This is a genomic window from Herbaspirillum huttiense (assembly GCF_004367745.1).
Classification (GTDB): Bacteria; Pseudomonadota; Gammaproteobacteria; order Burkholderiales; family Burkholderiaceae_D; genus Herbaspirillum; species Herbaspirillum huttiense.
Genome location: NZ_CP037993.1, coordinates 3,358,614 through 3,382,325 on the forward strand (window position 1 = coordinate 3,358,614; position 23,712 = coordinate 3,382,325).

A 23,712-nucleotide genomic window follows, 5' to 3' on the forward strand; every position below is an offset into this window, starting at 1 on the left:
GCCGCCGTGCGCTTTATTTGCGTGCCGTCCCGCCTGTCTTGGGTTCATTGCGCACTACCGCTCCCCGCACCTCGAAGCGCACGCTATCGAGCGCCTTGCCCTGCTTGTCCTGCAGCACCAGCACATGCTTGCCGGGCCAGGGCATCCAGTCGAAGTCCAAGGCTTCTTCCTCAGCGGCCGTGACGTTGGCCGCCACCTTCTGCGCCTGTACCCTGCCCGCCTGCATGACCTCCTGCGGCATCATCTTCCCATCCAGCACCCAGCGGCTGCCGGTTGGCGCGCCCTGGGCGCGGAAGCGGATACGCTGACGCGCAGGCGGGATATCGGGGTCCAGCGCAGCGAGCATGCCTGTGGTGGGGTAAGTGATGGCCGGACGAATATCGCGGGGATGCGCCAGGCGGATCTCGGCCTGGGCGGTGCCCGGTAAAAAGTATTCGGTGCGCACCGCTTCCACATCCTGCTCGTAACGGATCATCTGCGCTTGCACACCAGCCGGTTTGGCGGGTGGTCCATTGCCCGCTTCGCGTGCGCCGCTGCGGCCTCGTTCATGCAGATATTGCATGACCTCCTGCCACACCGGTGCCGCACCGGTCACGCCGGACACGTCCCACATCGGCGCGCCAGAAGCGTTTCCGACCCATACCCCTACGGTATAACGTGAGGAATAGCCGACACACCAGTTATCGCGCATGTCCTTGGAAGTGCCGGTCTTGACCGCCGTCCAGATGCGGGTGGACAGCGCATTCTCCAGGCCGAAGGTCCGCGCGCGCGCACTGCGGTCGGAGAGGATGTCGCCGATGATGTAGGCCGCATCGGCATCCATCACCTGCGTGGTACGCGCTGGCGTGCGCGCTTCATCGAGCCGCGTGCGCAAGGGCGTGTAGCGGCCCTGATTGGCCAGCACGCGATAGGCATTGGCCAGGTTGGCCAGCGTGACGTCGGCGCTGCCCAGCGCGAGGCTGTAGCCGTAATAATCACCGCTCTCGCGCAGGTTGAAACCCAGCGCCTGCAAGCGCCGGAAGAAGCGCTCGGGCGTGACCATCACCAGCGTGCGCACCGCAGGGATATTGAGCGAGGAACCCAGCGACGTGCGCAGGCTCACCAGTCCCTTGTATTGCTTGTCGTAGTTCTGCGGAATGTAGAGCCCGGCCGAGGTGGCCAGGTTGACCGGGGAATCATCCAGCAGGGACGCGGCCGTCAGCCATTTCTTTTCGATGGCCAGTTCGTAGAGGAAAGGCTTGAGCGTCGAGCCCGCCTGCCGCTGCGCCACCACCCCATCCACATTGGCCGCCGCCGACAGCGGGCCGCTGGAACCGACCCAGGCCAGTACCTCGCCAGTGGCGTTGTCGATGACGATGACGGCACCATCCTCGATGTTGCGCTCGGCCAGTCCGGCCAGTTGATGACGCAGGGCTTGCGTGGCAAAGCGCTGCAAGGGCGCATCCAGCGTGGACCGCAATTGCTGTCCGGGCGCATTCAGCAGCTTGCGGGCCAGATGCGGCGCAAGCTGCGGTGAATCACTCGTCCCCGGCAAATCACGCTTGGCCGACACGCGCGCCAACGCCAGCTCGGTGCGGCCATCCATGCCGCTGCACTGCTCGCCTGCGCCCTCTTCCTTGAGGATGGCGCAGGCGCGTTCGGTCACGCGGCGCGGCGTCGCATTGGGCGCACGGATCAACGCGACCGCGATGGCCGCCTCGCCCTGGTCGAGTCCGCTCGGATGCTTGCCGAACATCACGCGCGACAGCGCATGCACGCCTACCAGCTCGCCCCGGAAGGCTACCAGGTTGAGATAGGCTTCCAGGATCTGGTCCTTGCGCCAGTTGCGCTCCAGCGATTGTGCAATCCACGCCTGCGATACTTTCTGCGTGAGCGAACGCGCACCGGACTTGCGGCGCAGATCGTCATAGATCAAACCCGCCAGTTGCATCGTGATGGTGGAGGCACCGCGTGTCTTCGTATTCCACAGGTTGCCCCAGGCCGAGGCAGCTACAGCGCTCCAGTCGATGCCGCTGTGCTGGTAGAAACGCCGGTCCTCGGAGGCCACCAGGGCATGCCGCAGCGCCGGGGATACGTCTTCCAGTTTGACCCAGGACAATTTGCGCTCGTCCATGTTCACGCGCATGCGCTGCAACAGCTCGCCATTGCGGTCCAGCAGGCTGGCTTCCGAGGGCAGGAAGTCGCGCTGTACTTCGTTGAACGATGGCACGGCACTGGCTGCGGTGGGCATCAGCAGAGCCAGCACCAGCGCGCTGATCGAAACCAGCGCGCCGGGCCGGAGGGTGCATGCGGCCATGCGCATCACTGCGCCGCCTTCACGACCAGCTTGCCATTGGGGACTTCACCGAACATTTCCGGCGCATACATCGCTTCCACGCGTGTGGGCGGCAGGTTGAATTCACCCGCATTGTTCAGGCGCACCGTGTAGCTGATGCTGGTGCGGCCCTTGGGCATGGCCTCGTAATACGCGCGATAGGCTTCGAAGCTGCGCTCTTCATAGGCCAGCCAGCCCATGCCACGGTCACGCGGGGCCTCCTGCTTGCCCTGCGCGATGGCGGAGTCGCGGCCCAGGCCGGAACCCAGCAGGGTCGCACCGCCCGGCACCGGATCACTGACCACGACCCAGGTCATCTCGGCTTGCGCGTCGATGTCCAGCGTCACGCGCAGCACGTCGCCACGTGTATATACACCGGCCTGCTTCTGCTCGATGGCCTCGACCTTGCGGGTGATGCGATAGCCGGCCGCAAAAGGCTGCTTCAAGGGGACTGCAGCCAGGCTCTGCAACGTCACCCAGGGCTTGCCGTTGCCCTCTTGCGTCAGGCGCACGCTGCCACCCTGCGCATTGCCTTCCGGCCAGGGCAGCTGCAGCTTGCCGCCGTTGGTAGCACCGCTCCAGGCCAGGCTCTGGGTGGCGGTGCTGGTGCCGTTCTGCTCCAGCGTGGCACGGGTGGTGCCGGTAACAGGTTCGGATTCAAACTTGCGAGCGAATTTCTCCAGCGCCAAGCTGCCCCAGACGTTGGCCGTGGTGGTACTCCAGTGACCGCGCTGCTGGCGGCCGATGGCACCGGCGATCAGGCGCGGCATGTCCTCGCGCCAGGCCGGGTTGTTCAGCTCCAGCAGGATCAGGCGGTTGGCATTGGCATCGGCGCTGCTCATGAGCCACCACCAGTAATCGCCCTCTTCATTGGAGAAGCCCATGCGCGTGCCCTGGAAGTTCAGGCGGGCACGCAGGATCTGGTCGGCTTGCTCCAGCTTCTTGTCGCGCTCGGGGATGGCAGAGACGCGCTGCAGGATGCCGATCCAGTCCAGCAGGCCCGAGGTGGGCCAGACGTTGGGATTGATCTGGATCGAACCCAGCATCGCGGGTTGCACACGGTTGTAGCGCGACAGCGCTTCCATGGCGGCCAGCTTGCGCACGTCCAGATCCTTTTGCGGCGACCAGAAATCGCGCATCACCTTGCCCTCCACGAAGGCCGCGAGGCCATCCAGCATCTTGTCGCGGCTGGCTTGCGGGATGGCATAGCCGGCTTCGTTGGTGGCAGCCAGCAGATAGGCCGTCAGCGTATCGCTGCCGCGGCGCGCACCACTGTCGCTGGGCGGGAAGTAATACGCCAGGCCATCGCCATCCAGATAGGTCGGCAGGTCGGCCACGATCTTCTGCCATGCCGCCTCATCGCGCAGGCCAATGGCCTTGGACGTCTTCTGCTCCAGGCAGGCGAAGGGATAGTTGACGAAGTAACGCGTGAGCGCATCGCTGCCACCGGCCAGGCTGGGCTTGAGCGAGAGCGCCAGGCCGCCGCGTCCCGGCAGGCTGTCGGCGGGTCGCGCGACGTTGATGGCGGCACTCTTGTCCAGCTGGAACAGCGTGGCCTGCTGCACCGTGACCGGCACGGCCGGGACGACGCGCTGGGTGAACTTCATGGCGTCTCGCGCTTTCTGTCCGCCCTGCTCCTGGGCGCTGATTTCCCAGGCCAGCTGGTTGATGCCTTCCGGCGTCTGCACCGGCCACATGACTTCGGCAGACTGTCCGGCTGCAATCTTCACCTCACGTTCCGGCAGAGTCAGCGTGCTCGCCGTAGTACCACCTTGCGCACGCGCGGCGACCTTGATCGTCATATCGTGCGTGGTGGTATTGCGTACGGTGACGCTGCCGTTGAAGTTGTCGCCCTCGCGCACCAGCGGCGGCAGGCCGGAGATGACCTGCACATCCTGCGTGGAGCGAATGCTGATGCTGCCGGTGCCGAAATCGCTGATGCCATTCTCGGCGATGGCGACGATACGGAAGGAAGTCAGCGCATCATTGAGCGGCACATCCAGCTGTGCCCTGCCCTCGGCATCCAGGGTGACATTGGGCTTCCATACCAGCAAGGTATCGAACAGTTCACGCGTGGGCGCCCGGCCACCGCCCCCGCCAGCGGGCGTGGCCTTCTTGCCGTAGTGGCGCTTGCCGACCACCTGCATCTGGGCCGTTGATGTTTCGACGCCGTAGCTGCGACGTTGCAGCATGGCGCGCAGCACATCCCAGCTGCCATTGGGTTGCAGTTCCAGCAGTGCTTCATCGACGGCGGCCAAGGCGAATTCACCACCGGCGGCGGGCTTGCCGTTGGGCAGTTTCACTTGCACTTGCACCTTGGCAGTGGCACGGATGGGATAAGCCGGCTTGTCAGTACTGACGGCCACTTGCAGACGATGGCCCGCGTCACCCACGTTGACTTCGGCGATGCCGAATTTCCAGGCTGGCTTGGAGAGATCGACGATGGGGCCCGGTCCCTGGTATTCGCGGAATTCATGCCACCAGTTGATCGGTTCCTTCCAGCCCCAGATGAAGAAGGAATACCACGGCACCTCGCGCATGCGGCCGCGCACGGCCAACACCGACACATACACGTTGGGACCATACTCGGCCTTCATCGGCACGCTGATGGTGGGATCCTGGCCGGACAGCTGCACCACGCGCGTATCGATCACGCCTTCACGCTCCACCGCGACCAGCGCGGTAGCGTAGCGGAACGGCATGCGGACCTGGAAGTTGGCGGTCTCGCCGGGCTGGTAATTCTTTTTCTCGGGCAGGATGTCGATGCGGTCCTGGTTCTCGCCATCGAACCAGACTTCGCCGCGTCCGGTGACCCACACGGAGGAACGGGCGGCAGCCGCATTGCCATTGCCATCCTTGGCGCTGGCGATCAATTCCACATTGCCCGCTTCGGACAATTCGGTATCGCAGGTGAACATGCCGTGCTGGTCGCTCTTGCCGGAGCAAAGCTTGCCGAGGTCCTGCTTGCTCTCGTCGTTTTCATAAGCGTAGAAGCCGCCGACCATCCGCTTGCGGTGCGAATTGGTCTTGCGCGCCAGGCCACGGATTTCCACCGGCACACCGGCCTGCGGCTGGCCTGCAGTATTGAGGGTGACGGCGGTCAGCGTGAGCTTCTTCTTCACCGAAACCCAGTTGCCGGTGCGCAGGCCCACCACCACCGCCGACGGCCACAAGGGCGTGACGTTGGAGATGGTCTGCACTTCGCCATTGGGATCGCTGTAGGTCATCTCGGTGAGCAGTTCCTGCGGGCGCTGCAGCGCGGGCAGCTTGCCGATGACGGCGCGGCCGGCACCGTTCTTGTCGAGCGTGACGGCGAGCTTGTCGGAGACGATCTTCTGGTCATCAGCATTGCTGTCATCGTCATTACGCGGCGCATCGAAGGAGAAACCGTCGTAACCCGTGATGTTGACCGAACGTGACCGCAACAACGACGACACCCGCACCGCCTGGTTGGCAGCCGCACCGCCATTGATGTAGTTCAGCTGCAGATCCAGCGGCAGTTCCTTGATGGCCACTTGCGCACCCTTGGGCGGCGTAATGCGTCCCTGCATCAGGGGCAGGCGGAATTCCTCCACGCGGAAGCTACCCGTGACATAGGTGCCACGGCCGTATCCCGCTTCGTTTTCGCCGTCATCGGATTGGCCGTTGGCATTGCTGCTGGCAGAGGGATCGACCGTGCCCTGGTCGAGCACGACCTCGTAGCTGCCCAGCTTGGCTTCCTTGGGCAGGGTGAAGCTGGTCTCGGCGCTCTTGTTGCCGCGCCAGTTCAGCGGGAACTGGTATTGCTGGCCGCTGCCGAGATGGCTGATGCGCACCCGCGTGGGCAGGTCTTCCTTGCGCATGAGGCCGAAGCCTTGCATGGTCTCGGTGCGGATCACGTGCTTCATCGAGACGGTCTCCCCGGCGCGGAACAGGGTGCGGTCGAAGATGGTGGTGGCGCGGGTGGTGGCCGACTTGTCCATGTCGGTCGGCAAATTGAAGCGCCAGGATTCGATGCCTTCATTCCACGAGGTCAGCGCAAAGGCCATGTCCTGGCGGCCCTTCTCGTCGGTCTTGCGCGCGCTCACGAAGAGGCCGCTGATCTTGTCGGCGTTCTCCGCACTGTAGCCGCGGTTGAGGCAGGCATCTTCCAGCACCGGCATCATGGCCACGCCGCTGGCGTTGGTCTTGCCCTGCCAGAGCTGGGTGCCGTCGCAATTGGAGACGCGGATCTCGGCATCGGCGACGGGCTTGGCATCATCCAGCCGGGTCACCCAGACGGCGCCATTGGCGCGGCCCAGCTTGACGTGCACCGACAGGTTGGTCACCAGCGCGCTGGTGCGCACATACATCGGCTGCGGCTTGCCCAGCAACGATGCGCCCAGCTTCTGGGATTCCAGTTCGACCACGTAGAAGCCCGGATCCTTCAGGGGAATGCCGATCACTTCAAAGGGCCATTCGCCATCCTTGGCTTCCTTCTGTGCAGGCAGATCGAGTTTCTTCGCACCGGGTTCCTTGGCCAGCAGGCTGACGCTGCGCGTATCCACCTTCTTCGGATCGCCCCACTTCTCGTGATACTTGTTCAGGCGCGTGAGCCAGGCGATGACGGCCTTGTCGCCATCCACTTTCAGATCCGCGACCTGGCCGGGCATGGCGCGGCCATCCTTGCCGCGTACCAGCAGCCCGGCTTCCACGCGGCGCAGGGTGACCGGCAGTGTGGGATCAGCGTTGAGCTCGATGATGCCAAAGGGGGCGGCCGGGAATTTGGCCAGCGGCGGAAAATCCGCCAGCGCCGATTTCAGCGGGAACGCACCCGCATTGGCCAGGCTGCGCCCGTCTTCATCCTTGAAGCCGGAAGGCAGGCTGATGGTGAAGTCGGATTTCTCCGGGAACGGCGGCTTGAAGCGCAGCTCTCGCACGGCTTCGTCCTTGTCTCCTTCCAGCGTGGGCTTGATCTTGCCGGTGGTGGCATTCATCACCACCTGCTCGGCCAGCTTGCGCGGCACCGGGGCCGAGAACGACAAGATGACCGGCAGGATGGGCGAGCAGGCAGCGTTGGCATTCTCGCGCTGGCACGACAGGCTGGCGGCGAATTCGCTGCGCACCTGGAAATTGAAGACCTGCGGCTTGGAGGTCACGATGGAAGGCGCATTGGCAGCGGCAATGCCACGATCCCAGACCAGCTTCACGTGCGCCTCGTTGGGCAGGCGCTGCTGGCACTGCACGATGGTGACCGACGCCGGGTCCGAGCCCTTGGCGAACTGCTGCAGCAAGGCCTTGCGATCAGCGTCGCCGACGGCCTTGGTGGGAATGCGCTCATTGATGCCTTCGGCTTCGCAATACAGGTGGTCGCGAACCGTAGCCTCGGTGGCCGGCCCGTTCTGGAACAGGATGAAGGCCTGGTCTTCCGCAATCTGTGCGCCGCTGTAGGGTTCGACGCGGCTCACCGCCGGGCCGCCCGTGCTGAACTGGAAGCGGGTCTTGCCGCCGACCGTATTGCCGGCGACGGAACGCGCATCGGCGCGCAAATTGAAACTGCAGCGGGTACCGGGTGGCAGGTCGCGTTCGAAGTCGTAGACCCAGTTCTTGTCATCGGCCCAGCGTGCCGTGCCGCTGATGGCGCAATCGGCATCGAAGGGCGAGGCCGCCTTGGGGTCGCCGAACTTGACCATCGATTCCGAGAAGCGCGCCCGCACCTGGCGGATGCGCTGCACTTCGCCCTGCGGCGAAAAGGACAGCACGCTGGCATTGGCCGCATGCGCAGCCGGTGCGGTGAGCACCGTGGCCGTGCCGAGGCTGAGCAAGGCCGCTCCGGCCAGCAGCAGCCCTTGCAGCGGTGCGCGGCACATCGCCGCGATCGATGGACGGCCTGTGGCCATGGCGTTTTCCGTGTGCTTCATCTTTTTCTCTCCGGATCAATCTTGTCGTGATGACAGCCACAGGATCCTTCCCCCTTGCGGCAGTGCTGGCGCTCAGACTGGAATAACGGCAAAACGTTTCCGATTTACAGCTTGCATTGCAAAAAATCCAGAAAACAGCTGATGCGGCGCGATAGCTGGGTGTTGTGGTAGTACACCGCCGAGATCTTTTGACGGAAGCCGCTATCGTAATGATCCAGCAGACGCACCAGGCGGCCTGCCGCCAGGTCGGCCGCGGTCATGAAGTCGGACAGGCAGGCAATGCCCTGCCCCTGCAGCGCCAGGTGACGGATGGTCTCGCCGCTCGAGGCGCGAATCGCCGGACGCACCTGATAGCGGTCTCCCGCAGTGTGGCGCAGCGGCCAGTGATTGAGGCTGTCGGGCTGGGAAAAACCGATCAGCTGGTGCTGCTCCAGGGCTTCTACCGACTCCGGCGCGCCGGAGCGGGCCAGGTAATCGGGACTGGCGACGATGTTCAGGCGCGCTGAACTCAGCGGCCGCGCATGCAAGGTGGAATCCTGCAGCTCGCCGATGCGGATGGCGATGTCGGCGCGCTGCTCGACCAGGTCGATGAAGCGGTCATTGGTGGTCAGCTCCAGTTCGATCTCCGGATAGGCAGCGCGGAAAGCGCCCACATGCGGCACCACACAGTGCAGCATGAAAGGCACGGCCGCATCCACGCGCAACTTCCCGACCGGCTTGCGCGTGCGCATGCGCACCGTGTCTTCGGCCTGCTCCATGGCGGCCAGGATGGCGCGCGCCTGCTCGAGGAAGGCCTCGCCCTCTTCGGTCAGCTCCATGCGGCGCGTGGTACGGGTCAGCAGGCTCGCGCCCAGCTTCTCCTCCAGCCGCGACAGCGCGCGGCTCACCCCGGACGTGGTCTGCTCCAGCACCTCGGCCGCAGCCGAGAGCGTGCCGGCCTCAACGACCGCGACGAAGGTGCGCAATTCCTCGGACTGAATACCCATTGTTGACTCCAGATCAAATATTCTTTGATTGTAACGGCATTTTTCTCAACAAAGACTGCGCGCACAATCCTTCACATCGCTGCGACTCCATTTCGGGTTCGGCAGCCGGAAAACCTCATTACTCCTCATTCTGGAAGGATTGCCATGCCAATTGCACTTTGGGCGCTGACCATCAGCGCATTCGCCATCGGGACTACCGAGTTCGTCATCATGGGTCTGCTGCCGGAAGTAGCGACCAACCTGGGCGTGAGCCTCTCTTCGGCCGGTCTGCTGGTGACCGGTTATGCGCTGGGCGTCTTCGTGGGCGCCCCGCTGGTCACGGCCACCACCGGACGCCTGCCGCGCAAGACCTTGCTGATCGCCTTGATGGTGGTCTTCGTCATCGGCAACCTGGCCTGCGCCATCGCGCCGGGCTATGCCACGCTGATGATCGGGCGCGTGGTGGCCTCCTTCGCCCATGGTGCGTTCTTCGGTGTCGGTTCGGTGGTCGCCACCAGCCTGGTCCCCAAGGAAAAGCAGGCCTCGGCCATCGCCCTGATGTTTACCGGCCTGACGGTGGCCAACGTGCTGGGCGTGCCCTTCGGCACCTGGCTGGGCCAGATCTATGGCTGGCGCGCCACCTTCTGGGCCGTCACCGTCATCGGCGTGATCGCGCTGGCTGCGACCGCCGTGCTGGTGCCGCGCTCGCAAGGCGGTGAAGAAGCCGACTTCGGCAAGGAAGTGCGCGTGCTCATGCGTCCGCAGGTCATGCTGGGGCTGTTGATGACGGTGTTGGGCTTTGGCGGCGTGTTCGCGGCCTTCACCTACATCGCCCCGATCCTGACTGACATCAGCGGTTTCCCGGCCTCGGCGGTCTCGCCCATCCTGCTGCTGTTCGGCCTGGGACTGGTGATCGGCAACCTGGCCGGCGGCAAGCTGGCTGACCGCAAGCTCATGGCCACCCTGCTGGGCAGCCTGGTGCTGCTGGCGGTGGTATTGGTGCTGTTCGGGCTCACCAATGAAAACAAGATCGCCGCCATCATCGGCGTGGGCCTGATGGGCATGGCGGCCTTCGCCACCGTGCCGCCGCTGCAGATGCGCGTGCTGGAAAAGGCGACCGGTGCGCCCAACCTGGCCTCCTCGGCCAATATCGCGGCCTTCAACCTGGGCAATGCTGCGGGTGCCTGGCTGGGTGGCGTGACCATCGATCATGGGCCGGGCCTGCATGCGGTGCCTTACGTGGCGGCGCTGCTGCCGCTGGCGGGGATCGCCGTGGCCCTGGTGAGCTGGAAGATGGATGCACGACCGGCCGCCCTGGCCCGCACCGAACGGACCACCCCCATCTGATTGACGGAGCCCGCCATGACCCAGACCCCAAGCACTTCCCCGCCGCAGCGCCAGACCGCCCTGGTAGTGGGCGCCCACGGCGTGATCGGCAGCCAGCTGATCGAACACCTGCTGTCCCTGCCGCAGTGGGAGGTGATCGGCCTGTCGCGCCGGGGTGGCGAGCACCGCAAGCAGGAACGACTGCGCCACGTTTCCGTGGATCTGCTCGATGCCAGCGATGCCAGACGCCAGCTGGCCCCGCTGGAAGAGGTCACCCACGTGTTCTATGCAGCCTATCAGCATCGCCCCAGCTGGAGCGAACTGGTGGCCCCCAACCTGGCCATGCTGCAGAACACGGTGCAGACGGTGGAAGCCCACGCGCCCGGCTTGCGCCATATCAGCCTGATGCAGGGCTTCAAAGTCTATGGCGGTCATCTTGGCCCCTTCAAGACGCCGGCGCGTGAAAGCGATGCGCAGTTCATGCCGCCCGAGTTCATGTTCGACCAGCAGCGCTGGCTGGAACAGCGGCGCGTCGAGTCAGGCCGCTGCTGGAGCTGGTCGGCACCGCGTCCGGCGGTCGTGGGCGGCGCGGCCCTGGGCAACCCGATGAACCTGGCGCTGGCCATCGCGCTGTATGCCTGCATGAGCAAGGCGCTGGGGCTGCCGCTGCGCTTTCCCGGCAAACCGGGGGCTTACGACAAGCTGGTCGAAATGACCGATGCCCGCCTGCTGGCCAAGGGCACCGTTTGGGCCGCCACCACCGAGGCGGCAGCCAACCAGGCTTTCAACATCGGCAATGGCGACCTGTTCCGCTGGAGTGAGATGTGGCCGAAGATCGCCCGTTATTTCGGCATGGAAGTGGGCACGCCGCTGCCGCTGAAACTGGCCGAGGTGATGGCGGACAAGGCGCCGTTGTGGGAAAGGATCGTCACAGCACACGGCTTGAAGCAGCATCCTTATGCTTCACTGTCGGCATGGGAATTTGCCGATTTCGTGTTCTCGTGGGACTACGACATGTTCGGCGACGGCAGCAAGGCCCGGCGCCTGGGCTTTCACGAGTATGTGGAGACGGAGCAGATGTTCTATCAACTCTTCGACACCTTCAAGGAACGCAAGATCATTCCGTGGTCCTGAAGCGTTGCACCGTTCATCAACAGACGAAAAAAGAGCTTGCCGCGGCAAGCTCTTTTCACGTCTGACATCAGCTTCATTCAAACCAAAGCGAACGATCAGGCACCCTTCTTGATCCAGGCCGCCAGCTGATGCGGGCCCAGGCCGTCATATTCTTCGAACGGCTGGTGAATCCAGGGGTTGGTCGGCAGGTAGTCGATGTGGAAATCGGGTTCCACGACCGAGCAAGCCTTCCACCAAAGAACGGCACTCTTGATCTCGGTGACGGACGGGTAATGTTCCTTCAGGTGGACCATCACCTTCTGCAGGGTGACGCCGGAATCGACCAGGTCGTCCACCAGCAGGATGCGGCCACCCAGGGTTCCCTTGGTGATGGTGATGTACTTGGCGATGTCCAGGGAGCTGCGGATGGTGCCGGCAGCTTCCCGGTAGGAGCTGGTCGAGAGAATGGCCAGCGGGACATCGAAAATGCGCGACATCACGTCACCCGGGCGCAGGCCGCCGCGCGCCAGGCACAGCACCTGGTCGAACTGGTAGCCGGATTCGTAGACCTTCAATGCCAGTCGTTCGATCAGGCGGTTGTAGTCGTCCCAGGAGACCCAGAGGTCTTTGTCGTCAGAGATCTTCATATTGTTGATTGCTTCGTAGTGCCTTGTGCCCTTGCGGGCGATTGCGTGGTGAATTACTTGAACGGATGGCGCAGAACGATGGTCTCTTCGCGGTCCGGGCCGGTGGAGATCATGTCGATGGGCACGCCCACCAGTTCCTCGATGCGCTTGATGTAAGCGCGGGCGTTGGCCGGCAGAGCGTCCAGCGTCTTGGCGCCGACGGTGGTCTCGGACCAGCCGGGCATTTCTTCGTAGATCGGCTCGCAGGCAGCGGCTTCTTCAGCGCCGACCGGGAAGATGTCCACGGTCTTGCCGTTGAGCTTGTAGCCGGTGCACAGCTTCAGCGACTCCAGGCCATCGAGCACGTCCAGCTTGGTCAGGCACATGCCGGAGACACCGTTGATCTGCACCGAGCGCTTCAGCAGCGCAGCATCGAACCAGCCGCAACGGCGCGCACGGCCGGTCACGGTACCGAATTCATGACCGACCGACGCCAGGTGCTTGCCGGTGCCAGCGTCCGTCGGCAGTTCAGCCGGGAACGGGCCCGAACCGACGCGGGTGGTGTAGGCCTTGGTGATGCCCATGATGTAGTGCAGCATGCCCGGACCCACGCCCGCACCGGCGGCGGCATTGCCGGCCACGCAGTTGCTGGAGGTGACGAACGGATAGGTGCCATGGTCCACGTCCAGCAGGCTGCCTTGCGCGCCTTCGAACAGGATCTTGCCGCCGGCCTTGTGGATGGCGTACAGGTCGCTGGAGACGTCGGTGACCATGGGCTTGATGCGCGGCACGTTGGCCAGGGCATCGTCCAGGGTCTTCTGGTAGTCCACCGGCTGGGTCTTCAGGTAGTGGGTCAGGACGAAGTTGTGGTAATCCAGGTTGGCCAGCAGCTTTTCGGCAAAGCGCTTTTCGTTCAGCAGGTCAGCCACGCGGATGGCGCGACGGGCCACCTTGTCTTCGTAGGCCGGGCCGATGCCCTTGCCGGTGGTGCCGATCTTGTCCACGCCACGGGCCGCTTCACGCGCCACGTCCAGCGCCACGTGATACGGCAGGATCAGCGGACAGGCGTCCGACACCTTCAGGCGCGAGCAAACTTCCACCCCGGCGGCTTCGAGCTTGTCGATTTCGCGCAGCAGGTCGGGCACCGACAGCACCACGCCGTTACCGATGTAGCAAGCCACGCCTTCGCGCATGATGCCCGAGGGAATCAGTTGCAGCGCAGTCTTCTTGCCGCCGATGACCAGCGTGTGGCCGGCATTGTGGCCGCCCTGGAAACGCACCACGCCCTGGGCGTGATCGGTCAGCCAATCGACGATCTTGCCCTTACCTTCGTCGCCCCATTGCGTACCGATGACGACGACATTCTTTGCATTGCTGTTCTGTAACATGACTCAACCCAAGTTTTTGATAATCCAGTTTCCATTGCTGAAATCGAGTGCGCGATCGCAATCGAATTCGTCCTGATCGTGTTCGTGGCCGGGAAGGCTTTGGATCACGATCTCTCCCGCTTGCCGCAATTGCGCTATTTTCTCACGCAGACCGGCGTCCCTGCCCCAAGGGGCGAGGATGGCGCGTTTTCGTTCTGCGCCCGGCATCAGTCGTGCCAGTTCACGCAGGTCCAGGGAGAAGCCCGTAGCCGGCCGCGCACGGCCGAAGGCTTCACCCACATGGTCGTAGCGGCCGCCGCGCACCACCGCATTGGGCAGGCCCGGCACATAGGCTGAGAACATCACGCCGCTGTGGTAATGATAGCCGCGCAGGTCGGCCAGATCGATGGTGACAGCCGCGCCTTCATGGCCGGCTGCCAGTTCCACTACGGCCTGCAGCTCGTCGAGCGCCTGGCCGATGCCCGGCAGCGCCGGCAAGGTGATGCGCGCGCGCGCGATGACGGAAATGTCGCCGTACAGGTTGGGGAGCGCCAGCAAGGCTGCGCGCGTGCCTTCCTGATAGGAGGCCGTAATTTCCTTCAGACCCGGCACATCCTTGGCCTGCAGCAGCCCGAAGAGCTGGGCTTCGTCACGCTTGGCACCCGCATCGTTGGCGATGATGGCGCGCAGCACGCCGACGTGGCACAGGTCGAGGCGGATGGTGCGCATGCCGGCCAGGGCCAGCGAATTGAGGGCCAGTTCCTGGATCTCGGCGTCGGCTTCGATACCGGCGTGACCATAGATCTCGGCACCGATCTGGATCGGTTCGCGGGTAGCGTGCAAGCCCGTCGGGCGCGTATGCAGGACGCTACCGGCATAGCACAGGCGGGTGACCGAGGCGCGATTGAGCAGGTGGGCGTCGATGCGCGCCACTTGCGTGGTCATGTCGGCGCGTACGCCCAGGGTGCGGCCGGAGAGCTGGTCGACCAGCTTGAAGGTGCGCAGGTCGGTATCCTGGCCGGCACCGGTGAGCAGCGATTCGAGGTATTCCAGCAGCGGCGGCATGACCATTTCATAGCCATAGAGGCGGAAATTGTCGAGCAGGCGCCGGCGCAGTTCCTCGATCTTGCGCGCTTCGGAGGGCAAGACATCGGCGATGTTTTCGGGAAGAAGCCAGTTAGGCATAAACAAAAGTCAAAGCAGAAAAAAACGGTTTGCGTACTTGCGTGGTTCGGACAGCCAGATCAGAAGCAGCCGCCCAGACGAACAATCGGGGCGGTCCGGGAATGCCTGCCGCCCCTCTTCTTGCACGTCGGGAAAATTGCACCCCGGCACATTGTGTCCGACCAAAAAAGGAAAGATGCCCTTTACCAGCGGCATCCATCCGGTTTGCCCTGGCCGCCGGAAATACGCGGCGGCGCAGAACTGTTCACATTATCGCCTGATAAGCAGATTTTTACTTCTTCGCAGCGCTGGTATTGCCGCCGCCGACTCCCTTGAAGTACTTGAAGAACTCCGAGCTCGGATCCACCACCATCACATCGTGACGGTTCTTGAAGCTGGCGCGGTAGGCTTCGAGGCTGCGATAGAACTTGTAGAAGTCCGGGTTCTGGCCGAAGGCCTGGGCGTAGATCTGGGACGCCTTGGCGTCACCGGCACCACGGATCTTTTCGGATTCGCGATAGGCTTCGGCCAGGATCACCACGCGCTGGCGATCGGCGTCGGCGCGGATCTTTTCGGATTCGGCAGCACCGGTGGAGCGCAGCTCATTGGCAACCCGCACGCGCTCGGACTTCATGCGTTCGAACACCGAGTTGTTGATCTGGTCCACGTAGTCCACACGGCGCAGGCGCACGTCGATGACTTCCACGCCGATCTGCTTGGCTTCATTGGCCACGCGGGCCTGGATGGCATCCATGACGTTGTTGCGCTGGCTGGAAATCACTTCGCGCACAGTGCGCTTGGTGATTTCATCATTCAGCGCCGCCTTGACGATCTGCGACAGGCGATCTTGCGTGCGGCGCTCATCGGCACCAAAGCTGACGAAATACAGGCGCGGATCGACGATGCGCCACTTGACGTAGGCATCCACCAGCACGTTCATCTTTTCGGCGGTGATGAAGCGGTCGGCGTCAGGGGTATCCAGGGTCTGGATGCGCTTGTCCAGGTACATCACGTTCTGGAACGGCGGCGGCAGCTTGAAGTGCAGGCCGGGTTCGCTGATGACCTGCTTGACTTCACCCAGGGCAAAGACGATGGCCGAGGAACGCTGGTCGACCACGAAGATGGTGGACGAAGCCAGCCAGATCGCCACGACGGCGACGATGACGGAAGTGACGAGGCGGCCCATCAGCGCACCTCCCTATCACGCGCATCACGGGGATCGCGGTTTCTCGAATCTCGCATCAGCTCGGAAGAATACACAGTGTCGTTTCCTGCAGTCGAAGTGGTGGACGCCGCGCCCGCCGAGGGCTGCACGGTCGACGATGCCGGGGCCTTGCCGCTGGCCGGGGCCGCGTCGCTGGCACTTTGCTGGATCAGCTTGTCCAGCGGCAGGTACAGCAGGTTGCTGCCATTCTTGGCATCGACCATGACCTTGGTGGTATTGGCGAAGATCTGCTGCATGGTTTCCAGGTACATGCGGTCGCGGGTGACGGCCGGGGCCTTGGCATAGGCTTCTTGCACCTGGGTGAAGCGCGAGGCATCACCTTCGGCGTTGGCGGTCACGCGGGAGCGGTAGGCTTCGGCTTCTTCCAGCAGGCGCGAGGCGGCACCGGAGGCGCGCGGGATCACGTCGTTGGCATAGGCCTGGCCTTCGTTCTTGAGACGCTCACGGTCCTGGCCGGCCTTGACGGCGTCGTCGAAGGCAGCTTGCACCTGTTCAGGCGGTTGCACGCCCTGCATGGTGACGTTGGTGATCTGCACGCCGGACTTGTAGCGATCCAGGATCTGCTGCATGCGCTGGCTCACGTCGAGCGCGACCTTTTCGCGGCCTTCGTAGAGGACGAAGTCCATCTTGCTGCGGCCGACGATTTCGCGGATGGCCGTTTCGGCAACCTGGCGCACGGAATCATCCGGGTCACGGTTGTTGAACAGCCATTCGGCGGCATTCTTGAGCTTGTACTGGACGGCAAACTGGATGTCGATGATGTTTTCATCATCGGTCAGCATCAGGGATTCCTTCAACTGCTTGTTGCGCACGTTGCCGCGATAGCCGATCTCGGCGGTGCGGACCTGCGACATGTTGACGATCTCATGGCCCTGGATGGGATACGGCCAGCGCCAGTTGAAGCCTGGCAGCGTGGTGTGGCTGTAGCGGCCGAAGGTGGTGACCACGGCAGTCTGGCCTTCCTGCACGATGAAGAAGCCGCTGGCCAGCCAGAGGAAAGCCACGATCACGGCGATCACGCCCACGCCGATGCCGGCGCCCTTGACGTCGCCACGATTGAAGCCGCCGCCACCGTTGCCGCCGTCGGAACCACCACCGCCCTTGCGGCCCAGGAGGCCGGCGATGCGCTGGTTGAAGTCGCGCCAGAGCTGGTCGAGGTCGGGCGGGCCGTCGTTGTTGCCGGACGGTTTTTCGGGCCGTTTGTCGCCGTTACTTCCGTTATTCTGATTCTCGCGGTTGTCGTTTTGCGAACCACGTCCCCATTGGGGGTCGTTCAACGAAAACTTGACACCGATTTTCCTGAATAAAGACACAAGCATGCGTTTGCGTTCCGGCTGAAGTGATGGATTAAGAGAATCTAGGAGGAATGCGCGCCAGGAACGTGCAACGAACCGTCCCCTCGAACGGCTCAAGCGTGCATGTCTTCGGAATCGACTGGCTGGGAACGGCTGCGACCCCTGGCCTCCAAGGCGGCCTTGAGCGAAGCGGCGATCGCCTCGCGCAGCAGATCCAGGCCAGCACCAGACTTGGCACTGACGAAAACCCGCTGGATTTTACCATACTCGTCATACTCGACCGCCGGTTCCAGACCGGCGGCGTCGATCTTGTTCCAGACCAGGATCTGCGGCACGTGGTCGGCACCGATTTCCTTCAGGACCAGGTTGACCTGCTCGATCTGCTCCATGCGCACCGGGCTGGCGGCATCCACCACATGCAGCAGCAAGTCGGCGTGGATGGTCTCTTCCAGGGTGGCACGGAAAGCCTCGACCAGCTGGTGAGGCAGTTCGCGGATGAAACCCACGGTGTCGGAGATCACCACGTGCCCGACCTCGCCCAGGTAGACGCGACGGGAAGTCGTGTCCAGCGTGGCAAAAAGCTGGTTGGCGGCATACACGCCGGCCTTGGCCACGGAATTGAAGATGGTCGACTTGCCAGCGTTGGTATAGCCCACCAGCGAAACGGAGAACGTTTCACTGCGTCCGCGTGCACGGCGCTGTGTGGCATGTTGCCGGCGCAGCTTGGCCAGCACCGCACGCAGCGCCTTGACGCGCTCGCCAAGCAGGCGGCGGTCGGTTTCCAGCTGAGTTTCACCGGGACCGCGCAGGCCGATACCGCCTTTTTGGCGCTCCAAGTGAGTCCAGCCACGAATGAGGCGGGTCGCCAGGTGCTGCAGCTGGGCCAGTTCGACCTGCACCTTGCCCTCGTGGCTCTTGGCCCGTTGGGCGAAGATGTCGAGGATCAGGCTGGTACGGTCGAGCACACGCACCTTCAGCACCCGCTCCAGGTTACGTTGCTGGGCCGGTGAAAGCGCGTGATTGAAAATGACCAGTTCGAGCTGGAGGTCGGCGACGGCGTCGGCGACTTCTTGTGCCTTGCCGGTACCAACGAAGAGAGCGGCATCCGGACTGGCACGGCGGCCGGTGATGGTGATCACCGGTTCCGCACCAGCAGATTTTGCCAACAGGAAGAGCTCATCCAGACTAGCGGCGAAATCGTTCTTGCCGAAGTCCAGGCCGACTAACGCGGCACGCATGTCAAAATGCCCACGGCGTCAAGCCGGCCAGGTAGACCATTATTCGTCGGACGAGGATTCGAGACTGAGGTTGACCGCACGTGCAGGCACGACGGTAGAGATGGCGTGTTTGTAAACCATTTGCGTAACGGTGTTGCGCAGCAGGACCACGTATTGATCGAAAGACTCCACATGGCCTTGCAGCTTGATGCCGTTGACCAGATAGATAGAGACGGGAACGTGCTCTTTTCTCAATGCGTTCAGGAATGGGTCTTGTAACAATTGCCCTTTGTTGCTCATGGCAGCTCCACGGTGTTGTTGTGATTAGGACTTGGAGGCACTTCAAGGAAAATCAAGTGCTTGACCAACTTTATGCTATTCAATTTAAACGATTTTCGCTCCACCGCCAAAAACATTGATTGAATAGCAGGATTTACGATTATTTTTCCTGCCGGATGAAAGGATTCTTGCCCGACCTGAACTCGATACGCAGTGGAGTGCCCACCAGAGAGAAAGTTTCCCTGAAGTGCTTTTCCAGATAACGTTTGTAGTTGTCGTCGATGGCTTCCAGTGCATTGCCGTGGATCACCACCACCGGCGGATTCTGGCCACCTTGGTGAGCATAGCGCAGCTTGGGGCGGATCGAACCCTTGCGGCGCGGCTGCTGGTGCTCCAGCGCCTCTTCCAGTGCGCGCGTGAGGCGCGGGGTGCTCAGCTTGGCCATGGCGGCAGCATAGGCCGAGTCGATGGACTTCATCAGCGGACCGATGCCGGTCGACTTCAGGGCTGAAATGAAGTGGAACTTGGCGAAGGAAAGGAAATTCAGTTTGCGCTCCAGATCCATCTTGATCTGGTTGCGCTGGTCGCTTTCCATGCCATCCCATTTGTTCACACCGACCACCAGCGCCCTGCCCGACTCCAGCACGAAACCGGCGATGTGGGCATCCTGCTCGGAAATATCCTGCTGCGCATCCAGCAGCAGCAGCACGACGTTGGCGTCCGAAATCGATTTCAAGGTCTTGACCACGGAAAACTTCTCGATGGCCTCGAAGACCTTGCCACGGCGACGAATGCCGGCGGTGTCGATCAGGGTGTAATGACGGCCTTCGCGTTCGAAGGGAATCTCGATGGAATCACGGGTCGTGCCCGGCATGTCGAAGGCGATCACGCGCTCTTCGCCCAGCAGGGTATTGACCAACGTCGACTTGCCCACGTTGGGACGGCCGACAATGGCGATCTTGGTACCGCGCACGGCCGGCTCTTCGGCTTCCGGCTCCTGGGCGCGCTGGGCGTCGACCTGATCCAGGGCTTCTTCCACCAGGTCGGCCACGCCATCACCGTGGGCAGCGGAGATCACGTAAGGATCGCCCATGCCCAGCTCGTAGAAGTCGGCGGTGACCGAGGTGTACTTCATGCCTTCGGACTTGTTGACCACCAGCAGTACGGAACGGCCGCACTTGCGCAGGAAGTCGGTGATGGTCTTGTCGTGCGGCGTCAATCCCTGGCGGCCGTCGACGATGAACACCACGATGTCGGCCTCGACCACTGCCTGCTTGGTCTGCTTGGCCATCTCATACATGATCCCGTCCTTGGCGACGGGTTCGAAGCCACCGGTATCGATCACCAGGAACGGACGTTCGCCGACCCGGCCTTCGCCGTAGTGACGATCGCGCGTCAGGCCGGGCAGGTCCGCCACCAGCGCATCGCGGCTGCGGGTGAGCCTGTTGAACAACGTCGATTTGCCGACGTTGGGACGGCCTACAAGTGCAATTACCGGTTTCATTTCTTTTCTTGGGGGTCGTTCGTCACTGCCAGTTACTCGGCGACGACGGAGACCACGGTTCCTGATTTGGTTTGGAAAACGACAGACGAACCGGTCGAAACCGGAGGCGCCTGGACAGCACTGCCGTCGGTAGCCAGACGGGCCACGAAGGCACCATCTTCCCGCGACAGGAAGTGAATATAACCCTGGAAGTCAGCCACCGCCACCGCCTTGCCCACTGCGATCGGGCTGGACAGCTGGCGATTCTTCAGGCGGTCGTTGCGCCAGATGACGGCACCGGTATCGCGTGCGAACTCGGTGACGGCACCATTGACATCGGCCGCATAGACGTAGGCGTCATCCAGATTGACGCCGACATCGCTGGAAAACTCCTTGATCCAGCGCACATTGCCGTTGAGCAAATCGAAGCAACCGATACGCCCCTGGTACGACACCGCACAGATATCACGCGAACCCAGTGCCGGCACGCCCGACACGTCGGAGATGCGTTCCAGTTCGGTGGTACCGCGCGGATCGCCCACCGGCACTTCCCAGCGCGGACCGCCGTTGTTCAGTGCCAGGGCCGACAGACGGCCACCCGGCAGGGCCACGAAGGCGGTCTGCGAACCGATCACGATGCCCGGCGCATTGCGCAGGGTCAGCGACGGCACGTTGCGCTGGACCATCCAGCGCTGGCTGCCATTGTCGGCATCATACGCGGTCACGCGGTTGTCGATGCTGCGAATGACCACCAGGCCCTCGCCCACGGCCGGAGCCGACAGCACTTCGCTGGGTGCCTGAGCGCTCCAGGTCGGCTTGCCGGAGGCGGCATCGAAGGCCTGGATACGGCCCTTCTCGGCCACCACCACCACGGTGCTGCCATCGCTGCCAACACCGGCGGTCAGATCGCCTTCGGCACGGCTGCGCCACAGCGTCTGGCCGTTCTGGGCGTTGATGCGCACCACGGTGCCATCACTGGCGGCGGCAAACACACTGCCTGCAGCGAAGGCCGGGCTGAACTGGTAGCTGCCGGCCTTGCCGACCGATACCGTCCACGCAGCCTGGGCGCGCATCTTCTGGGTGAATTCGACCAGCGGGGCCGGCGGATTCGGATCTTTCTTGCTGGAGAACAGCGAGCAGCCGGACAAGGCCACCACAGCCGCCATGGCGGCCACATTCAGCGCCAACTTGCAGGCGCTACGGGATCGAGCAAAGGATGTTGCCTTGGCAGCAGTGGCTGTCACACTACGCATATTCTGTTTCCTCTAAGCGATGGATGGATTCGCGGTGGGATTGCGATTCAATTCGGGGTTGCATCTGCAACCCGCCAGGCCACCGGTGCGCCACAGCGAACCGGGACCCGGAGCATTCTTCAGTGCCGCGAGCGCCGGCCTCAGGCCTTGGGCGCTTCGCCGCCGATGGCGTCGAGCTTGATCTGGATCAGCTGACGACCCGGATCCTTGGCGTCGCTCTTTTCCAGCGCCAGCTTGTAGGCGCTGCGGGCTTCGTCGCGCTTGCCCTGGGCAGCCAGCACATCGCCCTTGCGGTCGGCAATGGCACCCGCGAACTGGGCGGGATAGTCACCCGACAAGACCTTCAGCGCCTCGTCATACGCCTTGGCATCGAGCAGCACGCCCGCCAGGCGGACGGCAGCGATGGCCTTGTATTCCTTGCCACGGCCGTGGTCGATCACCCATTGCAGCTGCTTCTTGGCCGCTTCCAGGTCATTGGCATCGAAGGCCGACTTGGCTGCCACCAGGGCGCTCATCTCGGCGTAGGCGGTGCCGCTGAACTTGTCCTGGATGTCGGCGGCGGCGCGTTGCACCTTGGCATTGTCCTTGGCTACCAGCGACTTCTGCTGTTCTTCGTAGAGCACCGAGGCTTGCGCCGACTGGCGGCCCTGCCAGGTGTTCCAGCCGGTCCAGCCGGCGTAGGCGGCCAGCGCGATGATCAGCGCCCAGGTCACCAGGTTGCCGTATTTCGCCCACCAGGCCTTGATGGAATCAAGCTGTTCTTGTTCTTCGAGATCGTATGCCATGTAACTCTGCGTTTAGATAAGTTGACGGTCGAGGTGGACGGGTCTTCAGGGGTGATAGTGCACGTGGTCGTGATCATGGTCGTGATCGCCGACGATCTGTTCCACGATGTAGTCGACCACGCCGTCGAAGGCCATGTTGCTCTGGTTGGCACGCCCTTCCTCGGCATTGCCTTCGCGCATGTGCTTGACGGTGGCAGTCCCGGCCTTGAGCTCGTCTTCACCGATGATCACGGCAAAGGCAGCACCGCTGGCGTCGGCGCGCTTCATCTGCGCCTTGAACGAACCACCACCATTGGACGATGCGCAATGTAGCACAACATCGAGCCCGGCAGTCCGCAAACGTTCAGCCAGAACGAAAGATTGCAACTGTGCTTCTTCGCCTTGATGGACCAGATAGACGTCGCACTGGTTCGGTGCATACTGCTCGCCATTGGCCTTCATCAGCTCCAGCAGGCGTTCCACGCCCATGGCGAAGCCACAGGCCGGGGTCGGCTTGCCGCCGAACATTTCGATCAGCGGATCGTAGCGTCCACCGCCGCAGACCGTGCCCTGCGAGCCCAGCTGGTCGGTGACCCACTCGAACACGGTACGGTTGTAGTAGTCCATGCCGCGCACCAGGCGCGGGTTGATGGTGAAGGGAATATTGTTGTGGCGCAGGATCTTCTGCACGCCCTCGAAATGCGCGCGCGATTCTTCACCCAGGTAATCCAGCAGCTTGGGGGCGGCGTTCACCATCTCCTGCATGGCAGGATTCTTCGTATCCAGGATGCGCAGCGGGTTGGCGTGCAGGCGGCGCTGGGCGTCGGTGTCCAGCAGGTCCTTGTGCTGTTCGAAGTAGGCAATCAGGTCGGCACGGTGCTTGTTGCGCTCTTCGGCGTTGCCGATGGAGTTCAGTTCCAGGCGGATGTCGGACAGGCCCAGGTCATCCCACAGGCGCTGGCACATCATGATCAGTTCGGCATCGATGTCCGGGCCGCTGAAACCCACGGCTTCGGCGCCGACCTGGTGGAACTGGCGATAACGGCCGCGCTGCGGACGCTCATGGCGGAACATGGGGCCGACATACCACAGGCGCTTGGGACCGTCATAGGTCAGGTTGTGTTCCAGGGCAGCGCGCACCACGCCGGCGGTGTTTTCCGGGCGCAAAGTCAGGTTGTCGCCGTTCATGGAATCGGTGAAGGAATACATTTCCTTCTCGACGATGTCGGTCACCTCCCCCAGGCCGCGCGCGAACAGCGCGGTCGGCTCGACGATGGGGGTGCGGATCTGCTGGAAACCGTAGCTCTTGAGCACCGATTGCACGGTGTTCTCGAACAGCTCCCACAACGGGGCGTCCGCCGGCAGGATGTCATTCATGCCTTTGACGCCAACGATTTTTTCGACTTTCTTTTGTTCTGACATACCGAAACCCGGAGTTTTTG

The 23,712-nt window shown here is 63.1% G+C and carries 16 protein-coding genes; 2 read left to right on the forward strand and 14 right to left on the reverse strand.

What is annotated here, in order from left to right; all coding sequences use genetic code 11:
- Window positions 1-13: 13 nt before the first annotated feature.
- From pbpC to E2K99_RS15110, 3 genes are all read right to left on the reverse strand, one after another.
- The gene (pbpC, locus tag E2K99_RS15100; protein ID WP_134222761.1) at window positions 14-2,302 is read right to left on the reverse strand and encodes a penicillin-binding protein 1C; all 2,289 of its coding nucleotides are present in this window, start codon (window positions 2,300-2,302) and stop codon (window positions 14-16) included.
- The gene (locus E2K99_RS15105) at window positions 2,302-8,193 is read right to left on the reverse strand and encodes an alpha-2-macroglobulin family protein (protein ID WP_134222762.1); all 5,892 of its coding nucleotides are present in this window, start codon (window positions 8,191-8,193) and stop codon (window positions 2,302-2,304) included. The genes pbpC and E2K99_RS15105 overlap by 1 nt, the downstream gene beginning before the upstream one ends.
- A 104-nt stretch (window positions 8,194-8,297) precedes the next feature.
- Window positions 8,298-9,179: a LysR substrate-binding domain-containing protein gene (locus E2K99_RS15110; RefSeq protein ID WP_134222763.1), complete on the reverse strand. Its 882-nt coding sequence runs from the start codon at window positions 9,177-9,179 to the stop codon at window positions 8,298-8,300.
- A gap of 144 nt (window positions 9,180-9,323) precedes the next feature.
- On the opposite strand from E2K99_RS15110, the gene E2K99_RS15115 reads away from it, so the two are divergent.
- On the forward strand, window positions 9,324-10,505 hold the full coding sequence (locus E2K99_RS15115; protein WP_134222764.1) for an MFS transporter: 1,182 nt from the start codon (window positions 9,324-9,326) through the stop codon (window positions 10,503-10,505).
- Window positions 10,506-10,520: 15 nt separating this feature from the next.
- Window positions 10,521-11,618, forward strand: a complete 1,098-nt coding sequence (locus tag E2K99_RS15120) for an SDR family oxidoreductase (protein ID WP_134222765.1) — start codon at window positions 10,521-10,523, stop codon at window positions 11,616-11,618.
- A 95-nt stretch (window positions 11,619-11,713) separates the two neighbouring features.
- Here E2K99_RS15120 and E2K99_RS15125 read toward each other — a convergent pair whose 3' ends face one another.
- The 11 genes from E2K99_RS15125 to hisS form a co-directional block, all read right to left on the reverse strand.
- Complete coding sequence (locus tag E2K99_RS15125; RefSeq protein ID WP_034332511.1) at window positions 11,714-12,244, reverse strand: phosphoribosyltransferase; 531 nt, start codon at window positions 12,242-12,244, stop codon at window positions 11,714-11,716.
- Window positions 12,245-12,297: 53 nt separating this feature from the next.
- Complete coding sequence (locus E2K99_RS15130; protein ID WP_088753376.1) at window positions 12,298-13,611, reverse strand: adenylosuccinate synthase; 1,314 nt, start codon at window positions 13,609-13,611, stop codon at window positions 12,298-12,300.
- A gap of 3 nt (window positions 13,612-13,614) precedes the next feature.
- The gene (locus tag E2K99_RS15135) at window positions 13,615-14,775 is read right to left on the reverse strand and encodes an ATP phosphoribosyltransferase regulatory subunit (protein ID WP_134222766.1); all 1,161 of its coding nucleotides are present in this window, start codon (window positions 14,773-14,775) and stop codon (window positions 13,615-13,617) included.
- 271 nt (window positions 14,776-15,046) lie between these two features.
- Window positions 15,047-15,940, reverse strand: a complete 894-nt coding sequence (gene hflC, locus E2K99_RS15140; protein WP_134222767.1) for a protease modulator HflC — start codon at window positions 15,938-15,940, stop codon at window positions 15,047-15,049.
- The gene (gene hflK, locus E2K99_RS15145) at window positions 15,940-17,298 is read right to left on the reverse strand and encodes an FtsH protease activity modulator HflK (protein WP_134222768.1); all 1,359 of its coding nucleotides are present in this window, start codon (window positions 17,296-17,298) and stop codon (window positions 15,940-15,942) included. The genes hflC and hflK overlap by 1 nt, the downstream gene beginning before the upstream one ends.
- Before the next feature lie 89 nt (window positions 17,299-17,387).
- Window positions 17,388-18,512: a GTPase HflX gene (hflX, locus tag E2K99_RS15150; RefSeq protein ID WP_134222769.1), complete on the reverse strand. Its 1,125-nt coding sequence runs from the start codon at window positions 18,510-18,512 to the stop codon at window positions 17,388-17,390.
- 39 nt (window positions 18,513-18,551) lie between these two features.
- A complete protein-coding gene (hfq, locus tag E2K99_RS15155) occupies window positions 18,552-18,791 on the reverse strand; it encodes an RNA chaperone Hfq (RefSeq protein WP_006463311.1) in 240 nt (79 codons plus the stop codon).
- A 139-nt stretch (window positions 18,792-18,930) separates the two neighbouring features.
- Window positions 18,931-20,274: a ribosome biogenesis GTPase Der gene (der, locus tag E2K99_RS15160; protein WP_039785362.1), complete on the reverse strand. Its 1,344-nt coding sequence runs from the start codon at window positions 20,272-20,274 to the stop codon at window positions 18,931-18,933.
- Window positions 20,275-20,306: 32 nt separating this feature from the next.
- Window positions 20,307-21,506: an outer membrane protein assembly factor BamB gene (gene bamB, locus E2K99_RS15165; RefSeq protein ID WP_134222770.1), complete on the reverse strand. Its 1,200-nt coding sequence runs from the start codon at window positions 21,504-21,506 to the stop codon at window positions 20,307-20,309.
- A 140-nt stretch (window positions 21,507-21,646) separates the two neighbouring features.
- Window positions 21,647-22,291 (reverse strand): YfgM family protein, encoded by a 645-nt coding sequence (locus E2K99_RS15170; protein ID WP_134222771.1) that lies wholly within the window; start codon window positions 22,289-22,291, stop codon window positions 21,647-21,649.
- Between the two features lie 45 nt (window positions 22,292-22,336).
- The gene (hisS, locus tag E2K99_RS15175) at window positions 22,337-23,692 is read right to left on the reverse strand and encodes a histidine--tRNA ligase (RefSeq protein WP_039785359.1); all 1,356 of its coding nucleotides are present in this window, start codon (window positions 23,690-23,692) and stop codon (window positions 22,337-22,339) included.
- Between the last annotated feature and the right edge of the window lie 20 nt (window positions 23,693-23,712).